Consider the following 16,049-nt stretch of genomic DNA (forward strand, 5'->3'; position numbering starts at 1 on the left):
GTCGCTTGAACGTCATAAATGCGGGAACGTTATACGAAAGGCATTTAAGGAGGAAGAATGAATAAAGAGGAAAGAAGACAAGTCATTAATTTGAATTCTTTTGAATTAGAGCGTGTATATGAAAGAATCAAAGCTTATGAGTATGGTGAAGAGTTTCTAATAAGGCTATTCGAAAGCTATATGTGTTACCTAAATAACTTATCAATTTCTTCAATTATAGTCAGTAGTGAAGCAATGTTTAGAGTTCTTTGTGATCGTGTAAAAAGAATTGCTGTTGAACAGAAAGTGAACATAACCATAAGTAAGAATACAGTTATGTACAGCGAACTGATAGAAGATCCATTTTCTTTGAGCGATAAATTTACATTTAACAATCTGATTACCTATTTAGAAAAACAAAAAGTTTATAATAAAGATGTAATTGATAATTTGAAGAAAGTTAAAAATCTTAGGAATAAAGTTACGCATGGAACTCTCCCATTAATAACAGAATGGGATCCAGATGATCCAAGAAGTAGAGAGGAGATATTGAATCTGCTAAGAGGAGTAAGTGAAATCCCAGAAGCATACAAGATTAGTTTGAGAAGTGGTCCTGTGTATTTTGATTGTAGGGAATACGATCTGTCATTAAGATCACTCGATCCTGCAAGCAAGATTGCAGTTATTCAACTAGTATATATTCGAGAAATTTTGATGAGTATATTCAGTGATGAAATGCCCATCGTATAACATAATATTCACGTGGCGGGCATACGCTCTGGGTCCGGCAGAGGGGGGTTATTGGAGTGGGAGCTGCCAGACACCCAGCATTCGTTGGGTCGTGAATACAGAAACGTTTGATGAATACCAGCAACACCAAACAAACATAGGAAGCAGATGTTAATTCCATTCAGACTTTAGTGTATAATAATGAACAAAGAAGTGCAGGAGGTATGCATAGTGAGCATTGAAGAGAAACTTATTCAAGACTTTTTGGCATTGCCTGATGACAAGAAAATTGAAGTGATTGATTTCGTTGAATTCCTAAAGAATCGTAGCAATAAGCAAATGGAGTCGATCATGGACGATATTGTGAATGAAAATATTGAGGCACTTAGGGAGTTAGCTAAATGAAGAGTCTTAGTCTGGGACAAATTCTTGAATTCCATACTAAGATTATTAAGGCAACTAGTGGCGCCGATGGAGTAGAGATCTTGGACTAATTGAAAGTGCTCTAAAGAAAGCAGAAGCAACTTTCGATGGACAGGAACTTTACGAAGGAAATATAAAGAAAATATCTGTCATTACATTTGCTTTGATAAAGAATCATGGATTTATTGACGGGAATAAACGAATAGGGGTAGCAACAATGCTGCTTTTACTACGTTTAAATGAGATTTCTGTAAAGTACGAGCAAGAAGAATTAGTTGAATTGGGATTGAAGACTGCAGAAGGTAAATTCACAGAAGAGAACATACAAAAATGTATACAAGAGCATCAAGTGTAGAAGTGGCTTGGTGTTCTTTTTTGTAAGAACGACTGAAGGTAATTCAAAGTAGGCCGTTACATCTAAAAAATATTCATGCTGCTGACTTTCGTCCTGGGTCCGGCATTCGCCGGACACCCATCATACGCTGGGTCGTGAATACGGGAACGTTAGGTGAAGTTAGTTATAAAGAAAAGAAAAAGATACTCACAACAAATAATGGGATTTGGATGATAAAACCAGAGTTAAGAAAGATAAATGGGGATTTATAATATTATAGGGGATGATAAACTTGATTAAAATAGAGCATAACATATTGGATAGAAGTCATATTCCAACAATAATAGATATGATTAGCCAGTGCGCCCCGTTGCAATATGTAGAGACTGACACTCCCAAGAGTCTAGAGCTTTTTTTTGATAGAGGAATGGTTATAGGTCTTTTTGCGAAATCAGAATTGATTGCGTATTCAGTTTTATTGAAACGCCCTGACTTAAAAGATTTATTTACAAAATACAATGTGGTTACAGACAGGAATGAGTGGGGTGATACAGTAGTACTTTCAACATGTGTAGTAAGAGATGATTATCGAGGATTTGGTTTACAGAAAAGATCAATCGAATTAAGAGAAATTGTAGCAAGGGATAGCGGATATGGAGAGATCTTTACTTCTGTACACGAAGGAAATACATATAGTATTAATAATTTGATTAAAGCGGGATATAGGACATTAGGAAGTCATAACCTTCAATACAACTGGTTATTATATGGTAAAAATTTATAAATGGATTTGATTTTCAAAATAAATTGGTAACAAGTGTATTCTTAAAATGAAAATAATCTTAAATCAAAAATCTAAAGTGTAAGCATTTCAAAAATGTCACTGACTTCACAATAACATTCACATACGCTCTGGGTCCGGCAATGGAGTTTCGGAGAAGCATAGGCGCCGGACACCCATCATACGCTGGGTCGTGAATACAGGAACGTTATCCGGAAGAACCCTAAATCAATTAAGAGATGAGGATCATTTGATGACCTATAAATCCATTTTAATAGATCAATTAACTGCATGTTATAACGATAAGAGCTGGTTCATTCCTCTTGCGGATATACTGGAAGATTTAACAGCAGCAGAAGCAGTTACTGAGAATGACAATAAACAAACCATATGGTCCATAGTGAATCATCTTATTTATTGGAATGAAACATGGCTTGAGCGTTTTAAGGCAGGAGAATTTATATTAAATAATGCGATTAACAATGATGAGACATTTTCTCTGACTCAAGATCAATTGAATGAAGTAGGCTGGAAGGAAACATTAAATAGACTTGAGAATGTATTTAGCAATTGGAGAGTTATTTTAGAAGAAACAGATGAATCAAAGCTCACCAAACAACTTCCAGAATATTTTAATGCTCCTTGGTGGGGAGTGGTTTCTAATTTAAGTATTCATAATGCATATCATATCGGACAAATCATGTTGTTAAAGAAACAAATCCGAGTTAAATAATATTTTTTAGGGTGTTCGCAGATGGGGGCAGCATATGCAGAGCTGGTCGTCCGGCCAGGAAGTGATTTGACTTGGTAAATCAAGTGCAAAAAAGGCACGTTTTCAGTTTTGAAAATGTGCCTTTTTTGTTATTAATTTAAAGTCGAAATGGCAAACATAACAATGAGTGTCATCTGCTTAATTTACGCCCTTCTTTGTCGAGAAACAACAGTTCGTAGTATTTTTTGGGTCGCCCTTTACTGTTGTCTCGTTTTTCAAATACCGTTTGTACGTATTTACTTTCTTCAATTTTGTTAAGGATACGGTTTGCACCTCTGACCGTTATGGACAGGCACCCAGCAACATCCTCAGAGGATAATTTATTTGTTCTCATGATTTCTGCATAGGACATGATTTTTTGCAGGTTGATGTTGTTTATTCCGATCCTTTTGGCTAACGCGATGATTTCCGGGTCCCCCTGTTCAGAGAACTGTATGACATTCGTGCTCCGCATTGGGCCGATAACCTTCTGATCCTCGTTTATAAAAAAGCTGCAGCTGCCCGTAAAGGCTTCCGCCTGTCTGTGAGCTTTGTTGGCGTTAATGTTAGCTTGAAAATATTCATGCCCCGAGCCCCACCCGATCTTCACCTTGTCGCTTATGCGCTCTTCCAGATACTCCAGCAGGGTGCAGTTATGCGCGTTAGTAGTGATTTTCATGAAATTTCCATAGGTGGTGTATAGTCTGACAAAGCCTTCCGAAATTTGGGCCGTGTCTGCCAGATTCACACTGCTCAGAAAGCTGCCGACAAGGACCTTTAGCTCATGAAGCTGCTCTTCGGATGGCGGCTCCGCCGTTTTGGTCGATAAGCATGCGACAACTGCCCTCTGACTCTTAAGCTTGAGGATAGTAATCTCGTTGATGATCTCTCTGATGGTCTCTTTAACGTTCTCCAAAGTGGGCCGGATTAAGATATATCTGACTCCGTGCTTTTTGAGTTCTGGAACAAAGTGGCCGAACGCCGTGATGGACAGGTCTATTTTCTTGTCTTCCCACAGCGTGATATGGTTCTCCAGCATTGTCTCCACCCGTTCGAGCAGATCTCCGCTGTCAATGGGCTTCCCCTCATGAGTCAGGTATTGCTGGAATTCGCTGAAAGACTCGATTATATACGCATAATCCACATAGATCCGGGATATATCAAGCCCAGGTTCTGTAACCAGCAGCCGGAAAAGTTCCCTATATAGAAGGTTTTCATTATCCTGCAAAATGTGAACAGGTACTTTTTCATCCAGGCATTCCTTAGCGATTGACTCGTAAAGCATTCTGCCACTGATCACAAATCCATCGACCGAATCTAAGTTTTTGAGGTAGATGTCTGTTGTTTCCCGGAAGTTGCTGATTGTAAGAAACCTGAACTGACATAAGGGCCGCATTTCTTCTTCAATGGCGCGGAAATAGTCCATATGGGTCTCAGGCGTGATAATACCCAGCTTGATTTTCATGATAGATTCCTTTCATAAACAGTTCAATCAAAAGAGTTATATCACAATAAATGTGATATTTCAATGTTCCGGCAGCCTCTAAAATAATGTTCTTAAAATGTCTTATTTTATCTTGACAGCGAATGGATTTGAAAGTACGATAAAAGCGTTCTTAAAAAGTCTTAAAATGTGAAGGGGGGAATGTATACTCTGTTCTTACGTTCATTCAATTTGTGCTTTAGGAGATGTTCATTGTGATTGAAGAAGCTGGAGACTATTTGCGTATGGCTCATCAGCTGCAGGACAAATTGGTCATGCACAGGCATCATCTTCATGCGATTCCGGAGCTTGATTTAAGTTTGCCCAAGACAACGGCCTACGTACAAGAGGTGTTGGAGTCGATGGGGCTGAAGCCCACTCCCGTAGGGGAATCAGGGCTGACAGTTACTATTGGCGGACAGCATGAAGGGAAGGTGATTCTGATCCGTGCGGATATGGATGGGTTGCCCATTCAAGAAGAGACTGAGCTTTCTTACGCGTCGTTGAACGGAAACATGCACGCATGTGGTCATGACATGCATACTTCCATGCTGCTCGGAGCAGCAGAGATCCTGAAGGCTAACGAAGATGAGCTTCAAGGCACGGTTAAGCTTATGTTTCAGCCGGGTGAGGAGACGCTGCACGGTGCAAAGATGATGCTGGAGAATGGGATTCTCGACAATCCCAAGGTGGATGCCGCCATGATGCTTCATGTATTAACTGGAATGCCGCTTCCTCTCGGACAATTTGTAGTGCCTGAGGAAGGTGGAGCGATCTCTGCTTCGTCGGATTGGTTCGAAATCATCATCCGCGGCAGGGGCTCACATGGCGCAATGCCCGAGGCGGCAGTGGACCCTTTGAATGTGGCTGCTCATCTTCATCTGTCACTGCAGGGTATCCTCAGCCGGGAAATTTCTCCGATTGAACATGCAGTCCTTACCATTGGCGTGATGGAAGGCGGAAGTACAAACAACGTGATTCCCGATACGGCCAGATTGAAAGGAAGCGTGCGCACATTTGACGCTGCATTGCGGGATAAAGTGGAAGCCCGTATCCGCGAAATTAGTGCAGGGATCGGAGATACTTTTCAGGCCAAGGTGGAAGTGATCTATACGAGGGGTTGTCCTGAAGTGAAAACGGATGGCGGACTTAATGAGCAAATGAGGGCTTCGATTGCAAATACCTTTGGCGACGGCTCCTATATCGGTATAACTGAGCTGGTACCCGGCGGTAAATTAATGGGCTCGGAAGACTTCGCGTTTGTCTCACAGGCGGTGCCAAGTACCACAGTGTTTCTTAACGCAGGCAATGTCGAAGAAGGTTATAGTTACCCTGTACACCATCCTAAGACGATGTTCGCGGATGAGGTGCTTCATAGAGGGGCTGCGGCTTACGCAGCTTTTGCCAGAGATTGGCTTGAAAGTAACAGTTAAGCTCTAAACCAAACTTAGGAGGAATTACAATGACAGAGAGACGTATGATTGGGCCTACCAAATTTGAAGAGTACTCGGAGAAATACAAGGAATTCCTGTTAATGACCCGCCGTGACGGAATCATTGAAGTGCGTCTGCACACCGACGGAGGTCCGTACACGCACAATTGGGAAGCTCATACCGCCTGGTCTCATGCCTGGTCAGATATTGGCCGTGACCCTGAGAACGAAGTCATGATTATTACGGGAACTGGGGATAAATGGTTGATTGGCGACCCTGAGGTCTGGAATACGAAATTCATGGACTGGCCGAAGCAAAAGAAGCTCGAACAGTATCATGAATCGCTGAGATTACTTGAGAATTTGATCTTCTGCATTGACATTCCGACTATCGGGGCGGTCAACGGGCCGGGAACGCACTGTGAACTTGCAACGCTCTGCGATATTACCATTTGCACGGAAGACGCGGACTTTTTCGATCCGCATTATCTGGGAGGAACGCCTCCAGGAGATGGAATGCTGCTCACACTGCAGAACATGATCGGGTTCAAAAAAGCAGCCTACTACGCCTACACCGGCAAGAATATCAATGGTCAGACCGCCTTGGACCTGGGTATCGTCAGTGAAGTTCTGCCCCGTGAGCAGCTTCTTCCACGCGCTTGGGAGCTGGCGGAGATGATCATGCAGGCACCGCGTTCAACGAGACATCTGTCGCACTCCATCATCTCCCGTCCATGGAAGCAGGCCCTGGTCGCCGATCAGGGATTCCAGCTTGCCCACCAGATGTACGACATGGCCATTGATGAAGAAGGAGCGCTGGAGCGGCTGAAGAAAATGCAAGGACGCCTGATGGGCAACGATGTTCAATAGAAAGATGACGGGACCTACACGGTTCGAAGAGTACTCCGAGAAATACAAGGACTTATTCCTCATGACCCGCCGCGGCGGCATCCTCGAAGTGCGTATGCACACTGACGGGGGACCGTTACAATTCGACTGGCCGGTCCAAGCCGCATATGGTCATGTATGGTCAGATATTGGCCGTGATCCTGAGAATGAGGTCATGATCCTTACAGGGACAGGAGAGTTGTGGCAGATAGGCAACCCTGAAGTCTGGAATACGAAATTCATGGATTGGCCGTATCGCCGGAAGCTGGAAATGTACCATGAGTCACTCAGAATGATTGAAAATATGGTTCATTGCCTTGACATCCCCACGATCGGGGCGGTCAATGGCACAGGTGCACACTGGCAACTGGGAACGCTTTGTGATATTACCATTTGTGCGGAAGACACCGCGTTCTTCGATGCACATTATCTGGGCGGTGTTCCGCCTGGAGATGGAATCGTCCTAGCCCTTCAAAAGATTCTGGGGAACAAGAAAGCAGCATACTACGCATACACGGGGATGAACATAACTGCCCAAGAGGCACTAGACCTCGGTCTGGTCAGTGAGGTATTGCCTCGTGAACAGCTTCTTCCACGGGCATGGGAGCTGGCAGAGATGATCATGCAGGCACCCCGCTCTACAAGACATCTTACGCATTCGATTGTCTCGCACCCGTGGAAACAAGCTTTTGCAGAGAATCAAGGTCTCCAGCTTGCTCACCAATTGTACGACATGGCTATTGATGAAGTAGGGATTCAAGAACGGCTGATGAAGCTCAAGGAACGTTTTCAGAGGAATGGGCAGTAAGCCTGGTCAAGCCGCAGGAGGAAGATCTTAAGCCCAAGACAACTGAGAAGGGATAAGGGTGCTATGAGATCGTTGACTGAGCTATTTAGGATTGGCAGTGGACCGTCCAGCTCCCATACCATGGGGCCGGAGAAAGCGGCCAGAATCTTCAAAGCAGAAAATGAAGACGCAGACCAGTTCAAGGCACTGATCTATGGTTCCCTTGCCAAAACAGGCAAAGGCCATATGACGGACAAAGCTATTATTAGAGCACTGTCACCCGTCCGGACGGAGGTTCAATTTGTTCCGCAGCCTGACTTTGATCTGCCCCATCCCAATACCATGGACTTGTTCGCTTATAGAGACGGGCGGCAAAGCGCATTCATGCGTGCTGTCAGTATCGGCGGCGGGGACATTGTGATTGAGGGGCGGGAGGAGGTGCGGGGACCTGATGTCTACCCGGAGAACAGCTTTACAGAGATCAGCGCCTTGTGTAAAGCGAATCATATTCGCCTAAGCGATTACGTCGAGCAGCGTGAAGGCATACAGATCTGGGATTTCCTCCAAGGCATCTGGGAAGCGATGAAGCGGTCGATCAACGAAGGGCTGTCTGTCACAGGTATTCTGGAAGGCGGTCTTCATGTCGAACGCAAGGCGAAATATCTGTATCATCAGGGGCATGCGGATGAGAGCCCGGAGACGCGGGAGAACCGGATCGTCAGCGCATATGCTTTCGCCGTCAACGAACAGAATGCCGCCGCCGGTACAGTCGTAACGGCCCCGACCTGCGGAGCCAGCGGTGTTGTGCCTGCCTCGCTACGGTATATGCAGGAGAAGATGCAGGTCCCGGATGAACAGATTCTTCGTGCACTGGCTGTCGGCGGGCTCATCGGTAATCTGGTCAAGCAGAACGCCTCCATCAGCGGCGCTCAGTGCGGCTGCCAGGCGGAGGTTGGCACGGCTTGCTCTATGGCAGCGGCTGCACTGGCTGAATTGTCCGGTATGGAGATCGACCAGATTGAGTATGCTGCGGAGGTTGCTATGGAGCATCACTTGGGGTTAACCTGTGATCCGATTAATGGACTGGTTCAGATCCCTTGCATTGAGCGGAACGCTGTCGGTGCGATGCGGGCGATCAATGCGCTGAGTCTGGCCAAGTTCTTGTCTGGTACCCGTAAAATATCTTTTGATCTGGTTGTACAGACCATGTATGAAACAGGCCTGGATATGAACAGCAGTTACCGCGAAACTTCAGAGGGCGGGCTCGCTAAGCTCTACAAAATTGACAGTTAAATGATACTGCCATGATGATGGGGCATTAATTCCATACTTGTGTAATGAGACGAAGAACGTCCCTTGCTGCCGGTTGGCAGAAGGGGCGTTCTTTTTTGGAGGCTATGTAAGGCGGGCCATTACAACTTTGCAGAATCAACAAATTGATTTCTAGCCGCACCCAAACCAACCATACCGAGTAGAGCAGAAGCGCCAACCAACATCAGGAGTGGAACGCTCCAACCATGAGTGGCATCATGCAAATATCCAATTAGCGCTGGGCCAATTGCGGCCAGTAGATATCCGATGGATTGGGCCATCCCCGATAATTCAGCCGCCTGATGGGCACTTTGGGTACGCAAGCCGAAAAACATCATAGATAAGCCAAAGGCAAAGCCCACGCCAATACCTAGAATAATAACCCAAAATGCAAACAGATGGATGCTGCTATAGAGAAGTCCAAGTGTTCCAACCAAAAGCAGAATCGTTGTAATAATCACTAACAACCGTTGGTTAGGCATGCGCCCAGCTATAACAGGAACGATAAATGCAAAGGGGAGCGAAGCTATAATCAGAATCGAGAGAAACCAGCCTGATTGACTTGAACTGATGCCCTGACCTTTTAGTATTTCAGGTAGCCATGCCACTAGCACATAAAAAATGGTTGATTGTATTCCCATAAAAAGAGTTACCTGCCATGCTAATGGAGAGCGCCATATATTAATCTGTTGGTTGTTCCCTGCGCTGCTGGCAACTGCGGCTGGTTTCGCTGGAGCCTTGAGTTGCGGTACCCATAAGAGAATGGAGACGACGCTAAGTATCCCCCATACCCCCAAGGCCCCTTGCCAGTTCAAGCCTGCCCCCACGGCTAAGGGAACACTAATACCCGAAGCGATCGCCCCGCATAGATTCATGGAAACAGAATAAACCCCTGTCATAGTACCCATTTGCTGCGGAAATTCCTGTTTAATCAGGCTCGGTAGTAATACATTACATATGGCAATAGCGAACCCCAGAACTGCGGTTCCAACATACAAGGTCACCACCCCGGATAACGAGCGAACAGCGATACCCATGGTCAAAACAATAAGGGAAATGAGGATAATACGTTCTACACCATATCTACGTCCTAATTTTGGTATAAAGGGCGATAACAATGCAAATGCAATCAGGGGAACTGTAGTAATCAGGCCTGCTAAGGTATTTGAAATATGGACGTTCTCCCGAATAATACTGACTAATGGCCCCACCGATGTGAGGGGAGCACGCAAATTTGCTGCGATAAAAATAATTCCTAAGATCATGAACCAGAATGTCGCTTGCTTGCGAGTTCTGGTATCGAGTATTGCATTCTGTTTTTTTAACAATTGTTCTGATGAACTCATAAGGCTTCCTCCTACGCTTTAGTTTTAGGTTCATTAATCGTCAATTTCTTCCTTGTAGAAGAAGCGCCCTTAAGAGGGGATGCATTATATGTTACTAAATTGTGCGTGATATAGTCGATTGTAATGTCCAGTAGCGGCAAGGATGCTTCGTACTAGTCTTGTTCTTGAAGCATCTGCCGTCACGATAACAATTTGATCTGCTCTCTTTAGGTGAGCAATCACAGGAGTTATTCTTCCTAGTGATTGCTCACCAAGGGGACTGCTGAATTGCAGTTTCCATTTTGCTACCCAGCACAGGGGTCCGTCCTAAGTCAGGATCGGCGAATTTTTGAGGAACATTCGTGAAATAACCAATTGCTGTTTTCGTCCCACGGACAAGAAAATAACGGAATAGCACGTCAAAAAGCTCCAAACCTGTTATTCTTGGATCTAGTCGTGCTCGTGCATTTAAAGTACTTCATTTAGCATAGTGTAGCACGAGCCTTTTCAATGTATGAGCGAACAGCTTCCTCGGCTTGGTGGCAATCTTGATTCACAATGGCTTGATAAAGCAGTTCATGTGAGTCGTGATAAAAAGCTGCATTTTTGAAGTCCGTCGTTTCTAAAATCGTGTTTTGCAGCGCCTCGGAAATATGATTATACAAATTTGACATCAATTGGTTATGCGAAGCAGCAATCACCATTTTATGAAACTCGACATCCCAGTGAGCATAAGCTTTGAGATCCTGTTGGCTCGCTGCTTGTCTGCACTGCTCCAAGCATGACCGAATTGCCTCCAAATCTTCTTCGCTTCTCCTGAGCGTAGCCAGGGTAGCAGCCTCTCTTTCCATGGCGTATCGAACCTCCAGGCTCTCAAGCCTATCGGTGTGCTGAATCACTTTTTCAATCACTGCCCCCAAAACACTTGAGGAGCAGACATAGGTCCCATCCCCTTGTCTGGTCTTCAGCAGCCCCGCATACGTTAAAGCCCGAATGGCTTCCCTCAAGGTATTACGGCTGACTTGAAGTTGTTCCATCAGTTCGGGCTCTGGAGGAATACGCATCCCTACTTGCCATTCGTTGTTTTCGATCTTCCCCTGGATCTGGGAGGCTATCTGCTCCACCAAGGTTAAACGTTGCGTCTGAGTTAACAACAGCATCACTCCTTTATTTAAACGTAGGATGTTTGGTATATCGGTAGTATTATAATAGATTGACTTTGATTTGGGAAGATGAAATTGATAATTATTATCATTTATCTCTTTCAGGGAATCCAATTGGAACGTAGCTAAAATTATAATATGAGCATAAAAAATGGACAGACCATGTGAGGCTTACTCCACATAGCCTGTCCATTTTATTCATAACGACTAAGATTAAAGCGGCGAACTGTCAGGATAAAGGCAACTATCAACTGTTGTTTGCAATCCTCGTCCATACTTCCATTACAAAGTGTAACCAGATTATTGCTGATGTGACCCCAATCCTTAGGCAATATGAGGTAGAAGGATACGATGCCATTAATATTGAAATGTATCTAAATGCGTCGATAACGGGAGGCTATATTTTTCCAAAGCAGGGCTGTTACTTATGCTCGGCAAATCGCCACCAAGCCACGGTTCCGGCGAACCCTGCTATCCCTGTGGCAGCCAGTATCACCATACTGATCAAGCCGAGCTCTGAGCCGGTTAGCAGCAGAACTGGAATCGTCCAAGGGAAATAAGGCCCGTAGCCTAACTGCACGACCACATTCGAGACGATCACGATGACAAAGATGACTCCGATCGGAGCGAGGTACCCTCGGGTGAGATTAGCGATTAACGCGCTCGTTGTGCTGATGAGCATAATCAGCAGGGAAGCGGCCATGAACGGCCAGAAAAAATGCAAAATGGTGGATACGGAGCCTCCGTTGACGCCAATCAGGAAACCCGCGCCTGTGATTACCGAAAAGGTGAAAACAGCCATTCCTGTATTCCACATCGCGATGGCGATAAATTTGGCCAATACCGTATAGGTCTTGGGGACCGGCTTAACAAGGATGTCCTTGATGGTATTGTTGGTGTACTCCGCTCCAAACACCCAAGCGGAGGTGAAGGCGAATCCTACGACCAGCAAGGAGCCTATGGAGCCGAGCAGATCTGCGAAGTAGGCTTCCCAATGGGCTGCGGAACTGTTGAATACAGCAATCATTAAGGGCAATGCTGTAAAGGCCCCAAGCATGACCCAAAAGACGACAGACCGCCATATCTTACGAGCTTCGTTGTGAATGAGAGAAAGGAGCTTCATGCTTGCTTCCTCCCTTCTGTACGGATCATGCGCAAGAAATAACCTTCCAGATCTTCCGTAACGACGCTCAGGTGAGTCGGTGGCTGGCCCGTTCGTGCCAACAGTTCTGCCAGCCTCTCCGGCTGCGCTATCGCGCGGCCTTCTGCCAAGACCAAGCGCCCGTCAGCGGCTTCTTCATAGCTGTACCCATGCTCTGTGAGAATACGCATCAGTGCAACGCGATTGCGCCCGTCCAGGATTAAACTTTTTTGCAGGGATTGCTCCAGCTGGTTCACTTTCATGTCCTGGATGAGTTGCCCTTTGTGCATGATGCTTATACGGTCCACCAGCTTGGATAATTCTTCTAACAGGTGGCTGGAAATGAGGATGGTGATGCCACGATTGCGCGACAAGTCGAGCAGCAGCTCCCGGATTTCGACGACACTGGCCGGGTCAAGCCCGTTGATCGGCTCGTCCAGAATCAATACCTCCGGGTTGTGGAGCATAGCCTTTGCCAATCCTAGCCGTTGCTTGTTTCCCAGGGAAAGCTTCTTGGCCTGCTTGTCCTGATGGGCGCCCAGATTAAGCTGCTGGATGACGCGAGCAATGCAATTGCGGTCGGAGAGCAGATGCATTCTGCGGGCAATGTCCAGGTTTTCCGTGACCGTAAGTTCTGGATAAAAGGTTGCCTCCTCCAAATAGCCAACCTTTTCCCATAGCTTGTAATTGCCGGCGTCAACCTTGCTCCCCAGCATGTGGATGCTGCCGGATGATGGTCTCAGCAGGGACAGGAGCATTTTGATGGTCGTGGTCTTGCCGGCTCCGTTCAGTCCAAGGAATCCGACAACTTCTCCCCGGTTCACCTCCAATGAAAGATTGCGCACGGCCGGGTAATCGCCAAAGTTTTTGCTGACATTTTCAAGATGGATGGCATTGGCACTGCCAATGTTGCCTGTTCTGCTTGATCTCATTTCATAACCTCTCTTTATAATGGGATAAGCAGAACTTTAATCGCTGAATATCAACTGAACCTCAAGCGATGCAGCGAGTCGGAGTTGATGTTCTGTTTATGTTGGAACAGTATAATAATGATATCGAGGGGGGAGTGGACAGTGTTCGATATACTTGTGGTCGAAGATGATGCCAATACGCAAAAGCTGCTATGTGCTGTACTCAAGCATGGAGGCTTTCATGCCCATCCGGTTAAGAACGGGGTCGAAGCGCTGAGCAGGATGGAGGAGCAGCGATTTGATTTGATTGTGCTGGACCTGATGATGCCGGAGATGGACGGTTATCAACTATGCAAGGAATTACGCAGCGCCGGGGACCATATCCCGATTCTGATGGTCACGGCTGCACATGAAATCACGGATAAGCATCACGGCTTCCTTGCTGGTACGGATGATTATATGACGAAGCCGTTCGACGAGCAGGAGCTGCTGCTTCGCATCAAGGCGCTGCTGCGCAGGGCGCAGATTGCTAGTGAGCACAAACTCGTGTTGGGAGATACTACGTTGGATTACAACGCTCTAACGGTTATGAGAGGAGGGGTGCAGACTCATCTGCCTCAAAAGGAGTTTTACCTGCTGTTTAAGCTGATGAGCTATCCCAACAGAATTTTTACCCGTATGCATTTAATGGAGGAAATTTGGGGGCTGGAAACGGAGATCGACAGCCATACCCTGAATGTCCATATCAATCGATTGCGCGACAAATTCAAGGACAATCCTGATTTTGAGATTGTGACGGTGCGCGGGTTGGGGTACAAGATGGTGAAGCGTGGGTGAGGGGATGAAGAGGATGCCAAGAAGGCGAAGGATATTTCCACAAAAAATCAGTCTGGCGTTTTCCTTGGTGGCATTGGTGTTTGTAGTTATGGTGCTATCTATTGGTTCGGCAGGTTTGCTTGCTTTTTTACTTTACCAGGCAGGCCTGATTGATATGAGTAACCCTGAGCCCATTCGCGGGGTGTATGTGTTGTTATATATCAGCCTTTTTCTGGGGGTGGTCATTGCCGCGCTGCTGAGCAGACGCTCGGTGAGGCCAATCCGGGATATGATGGAAGCCACCGACAAGGTGGCGAAAGGAGATTTTTCCGCTGAGGTGAGAGCGAAGGGCAGTATTGTTTTTGAACTGGATGCGCTGGCGGCGAGCTTTAACAAAATGGTGCAGGAGCTAAGGGGGATTGAAACGTTGCGCAGCGATTTCGTGCGAAATTTCTCTCATGAATTCAAGACCCCCATAGCCTCTATCAGCGGCTTCGCTAAATTGTTGAAGAAGGGCGACCTCAGTGAGGCGGACAAACAAGACTACTTGGACAGCATTATTCAGGAATCTGAACGATTGGTCGGCTTGTCGACCAGTATTCTCAACTTGTCAAAGGTAGAGAATATTGAAATTGTGAGCGAAAAGTCCGCATACCGCTTGGACGAGCAAGTCAGGCTGGCGATTCTGATGCTGGAGCCGAAATGGAATACCCGCAACCTCAATTTGGAGCTTGCTTTGGACGACGAGATCGAAATATATAGCAATAAAAATTTGATTCAGCAGGTGTGGATCAATTTGTTGGATAATGCGATCAAGCATTCGAACAGCGGCGGGACGCTAAAGGTTGGCTTATGGCAATGCGGAGGGAATGCGGTGTTTCGGCTTGAGGACCAAGGATACGGGATGAGCAAAGAGACGATGCGGCGGATGTTTGACAAATTTTATCAAGGCGATGCTTCTCGTACAACGGCGGGGAACGGGCTCGGATTAACGCTGGTAAAGCGTATTGTTGATTTGTGCGAAGGATCGATTGAGGTAGAAAGCGAGCTTAATCGAGGTTCAATTTTTACGATCAGGCTGCCATTGGGGCCAAAGCGAAATTGAAGCCCATTGAAGGATAAACCTACTGCAAGAGAAGACGTAATTAAAGAAAATCAAACGGTCTATAAATGTATTGAGGAGAACTATAAAATGAATTGTGAGAATTGTGGTTATTCCGTTATACAGGCGACTGCATGTAAAGACTGTGGACATATTTTTGCTTTGAAATTAGTTACACCTGAAAAGGTGAACCCAAACAAATAAGTAATAGAGTGAGGATATAGTGATTGATACGGGGGGCGTTACGAGTGCCAAATCAACTTTGGATATTTCCACCTTATGAAAAAGACAAAGTGTCGATTATTTCTGTAGCAGAATCTGTTGAAAAGCAAGCCAGATACATTAGACAGTCTGGGCCGCCAGGACGCTTCGCCATCATAGATTTCGAAATTGAGCCTTATGATGGAGGGATCGTCTTTGAAAATGAGGCACGACTACAGGAGGATTTGAGAGATAATATGGATTGGGAATTAGCATTCCCTATGGTTATATGTTCCGTCTATGATGGCGTGAGAAAGTTTATTGATTATAGATACAATGACAGTAACCTGGCCATAGGAAATTTCAAATTCAAACTAAAGAGACTTGATATCCATCCATATGATAGTAAATTAACGGATTTTGTAATAGCAACTGCAATAGGTCTGAACGAAATCTTTATCCGTCAGAAGCTGCCCAACCGGAATGATTAAG

Annotated in this window: 18 protein-coding genes; 13 read left to right on the forward strand and 5 right to left on the reverse strand. The window is 45.7% G+C overall.

Translation table 11 applies throughout. The features are described from left to right. Positions 1-57: 57 nt before the first annotated feature. The 5 genes from MKX74_RS11490 (at position 58) to MKX74_RS11510 (ending at position 2,979) form a co-directional block, all read left to right on the forward strand. Positions 58-729, forward strand: coding sequence for a hypothetical protein (locus MKX74_RS11490; RefSeq protein WP_341178438.1), 672 nt, complete (start codon positions 58-60; stop codon positions 727-729). Positions 730-939: 210 nt separating this feature from the next. Then, positions 940-1,113 carry a DUF2281 domain-containing protein gene (locus tag MKX74_RS11495; protein ID WP_080658656.1) on the forward strand — a complete coding sequence of 58 codons (174 nt, stop codon included), beginning with the start codon at positions 940-942 and terminating at the stop codon, positions 1,111-1,113. A gap of 88 nt (positions 1,114-1,201) precedes the next feature. After that, the gene (locus tag MKX74_RS11500; protein WP_341180564.1) at positions 1,202-1,486 is read left to right on the forward strand and encodes a type II toxin-antitoxin system death-on-curing family toxin; all 285 of its coding nucleotides are present in this window, start codon (positions 1,202-1,204) and stop codon (positions 1,484-1,486) included. Between the two features lie 271 nt (positions 1,487-1,757). Further along, positions 1,758-2,249, forward strand: a complete 492-nt coding sequence (locus MKX74_RS11505) for a GNAT family N-acetyltransferase (protein ID WP_341178439.1) — start codon at positions 1,758-1,760, stop codon at positions 2,247-2,249. 190 nt (positions 2,250-2,439) lie between these two features. Beyond that, the gene (locus MKX74_RS11510) at positions 2,440-2,979 is read left to right on the forward strand and encodes a DinB family protein (RefSeq protein ID WP_341178440.1); all 540 of its coding nucleotides are present in this window, start codon (positions 2,440-2,442) and stop codon (positions 2,977-2,979) included. 169 nt (positions 2,980-3,148) lie between these two features. On the opposite strand, the gene MKX74_RS11515 is transcribed toward MKX74_RS11510, so the two are convergent. Continuing rightward, the gene (locus tag MKX74_RS11515) at positions 3,149-4,462 is read right to left on the reverse strand and encodes a transcriptional regulator (protein WP_341178441.1); all 1,314 of its coding nucleotides are present in this window, start codon (positions 4,460-4,462) and stop codon (positions 3,149-3,151) included. A gap of 224 nt (positions 4,463-4,686) precedes the next feature. Here MKX74_RS11515 and MKX74_RS11520 point away from each other — a divergent pair, with 224 nt between their 5' ends. The 4 genes from MKX74_RS11520 to MKX74_RS11535 all read left to right on the forward strand — a co-directional run bounded on the left by MKX74_RS11520 (position 4,687) and on the right by MKX74_RS11535 (position 8,880). Then, complete coding sequence (locus MKX74_RS11520; protein WP_036631893.1) at positions 4,687-5,913, forward strand: M20 metallopeptidase family protein; 1,227 nt, start codon at positions 4,687-4,689, stop codon at positions 5,911-5,913. A gap of 29 nt (positions 5,914-5,942) precedes the next feature. Beyond that, positions 5,943-6,782 carry an enoyl-CoA hydratase/isomerase family protein gene (locus MKX74_RS11525; RefSeq protein WP_341178442.1) on the forward strand — a complete coding sequence of 280 codons (840 nt, stop codon included), beginning with the start codon at positions 5,943-5,945 and terminating at the stop codon, positions 6,780-6,782. Beyond that, positions 6,772-7,608 (forward strand): enoyl-CoA hydratase/isomerase family protein, encoded by an 837-nt coding sequence (locus MKX74_RS11530; RefSeq protein WP_341178443.1) that lies wholly within the window; start codon positions 6,772-6,774, stop codon positions 7,606-7,608. The genes MKX74_RS11525 and MKX74_RS11530 overlap by 11 nt, the downstream gene beginning before the upstream one ends. 63 nt (positions 7,609-7,671) lie before the next feature. Continuing rightward, complete coding sequence (locus tag MKX74_RS11535) at positions 7,672-8,880, forward strand: L-serine ammonia-lyase, iron-sulfur-dependent, subunit alpha (RefSeq protein WP_341178444.1); 1,209 nt, start codon at positions 7,672-7,674, stop codon at positions 8,878-8,880. A 119-nt stretch (positions 8,881-8,999) separates the two neighbouring features. Here MKX74_RS11535 and MKX74_RS11540 read toward each other — a convergent pair whose 3' ends face one another. From MKX74_RS11540 to MKX74_RS11555, 4 genes are all read right to left on the reverse strand, one after another. Next, complete coding sequence (locus tag MKX74_RS11540; protein WP_341178445.1) at positions 9,000-10,244, reverse strand: CynX/NimT family MFS transporter; 1,245 nt, start codon at positions 10,242-10,244, stop codon at positions 9,000-9,002. A gap of 461 nt (positions 10,245-10,705) precedes the next feature. Then, a complete protein-coding gene (locus MKX74_RS11545) occupies positions 10,706-11,377 on the reverse strand; it encodes a FadR/GntR family transcriptional regulator (protein WP_341178446.1) in 672 nt (223 codons plus the stop codon). Positions 11,378-11,807: 430 nt separating this feature from the next. Continuing rightward, a complete protein-coding gene (locus MKX74_RS11550) occupies positions 11,808-12,509 on the reverse strand; it encodes an ABC transporter permease (RefSeq protein ID WP_341178447.1) in 702 nt (233 codons plus the stop codon). Then, entirely contained in the window at positions 12,506-13,459 is a 954-nt protein-coding gene (locus MKX74_RS11555) for an ABC transporter ATP-binding protein (RefSeq protein WP_341178448.1), read from the reverse strand. Before MKX74_RS11555 ends, MKX74_RS11550 begins: the two co-directional genes overlap by 4 nt. A gap of 141 nt (positions 13,460-13,600) precedes the next feature. Between MKX74_RS11555 and MKX74_RS11560 the strand changes: the two genes are divergently transcribed. From MKX74_RS11560 to MKX74_RS11575, 4 genes are read left to right on the forward strand one after another with little or no spacing between them, the layout of a single operon-like run. Then, positions 13,601-14,275: a response regulator transcription factor gene (locus tag MKX74_RS11560; protein WP_341178449.1), complete on the forward strand. Its 675-nt coding sequence runs from the start codon at positions 13,601-13,603 to the stop codon at positions 14,273-14,275. Positions 14,276-14,288: 13 nt separating this feature from the next. Continuing rightward, a complete protein-coding gene (locus MKX74_RS11565; RefSeq protein WP_341178450.1) occupies positions 14,289-15,359 on the forward strand; it encodes a HAMP domain-containing sensor histidine kinase in 1,071 nt (356 codons plus the stop codon). Positions 15,360-15,365: 6 nt separating this feature from the next. Then, a complete protein-coding gene (locus MKX74_RS11570; protein WP_341178451.1) occupies positions 15,366-15,560 on the forward strand; it encodes a hypothetical protein in 195 nt (64 codons plus the stop codon). 44 nt (positions 15,561-15,604) lie between these two features. Further along, positions 15,605-16,048, forward strand: coding sequence for a hypothetical protein (locus tag MKX74_RS11575; protein WP_341178452.1), 444 nt, complete (start codon positions 15,605-15,607; stop codon positions 16,046-16,048). The last annotated feature ends 1 nt before the right edge of the window (position 16,049 follow it).

This window comes from Paenibacillus sp. FSL K6-1230 (assembly GCF_038002385.1).
Lineage (GTDB): Bacteria > Bacillota > Bacilli > Paenibacillales > Paenibacillaceae > Paenibacillus > Paenibacillus massiliensis.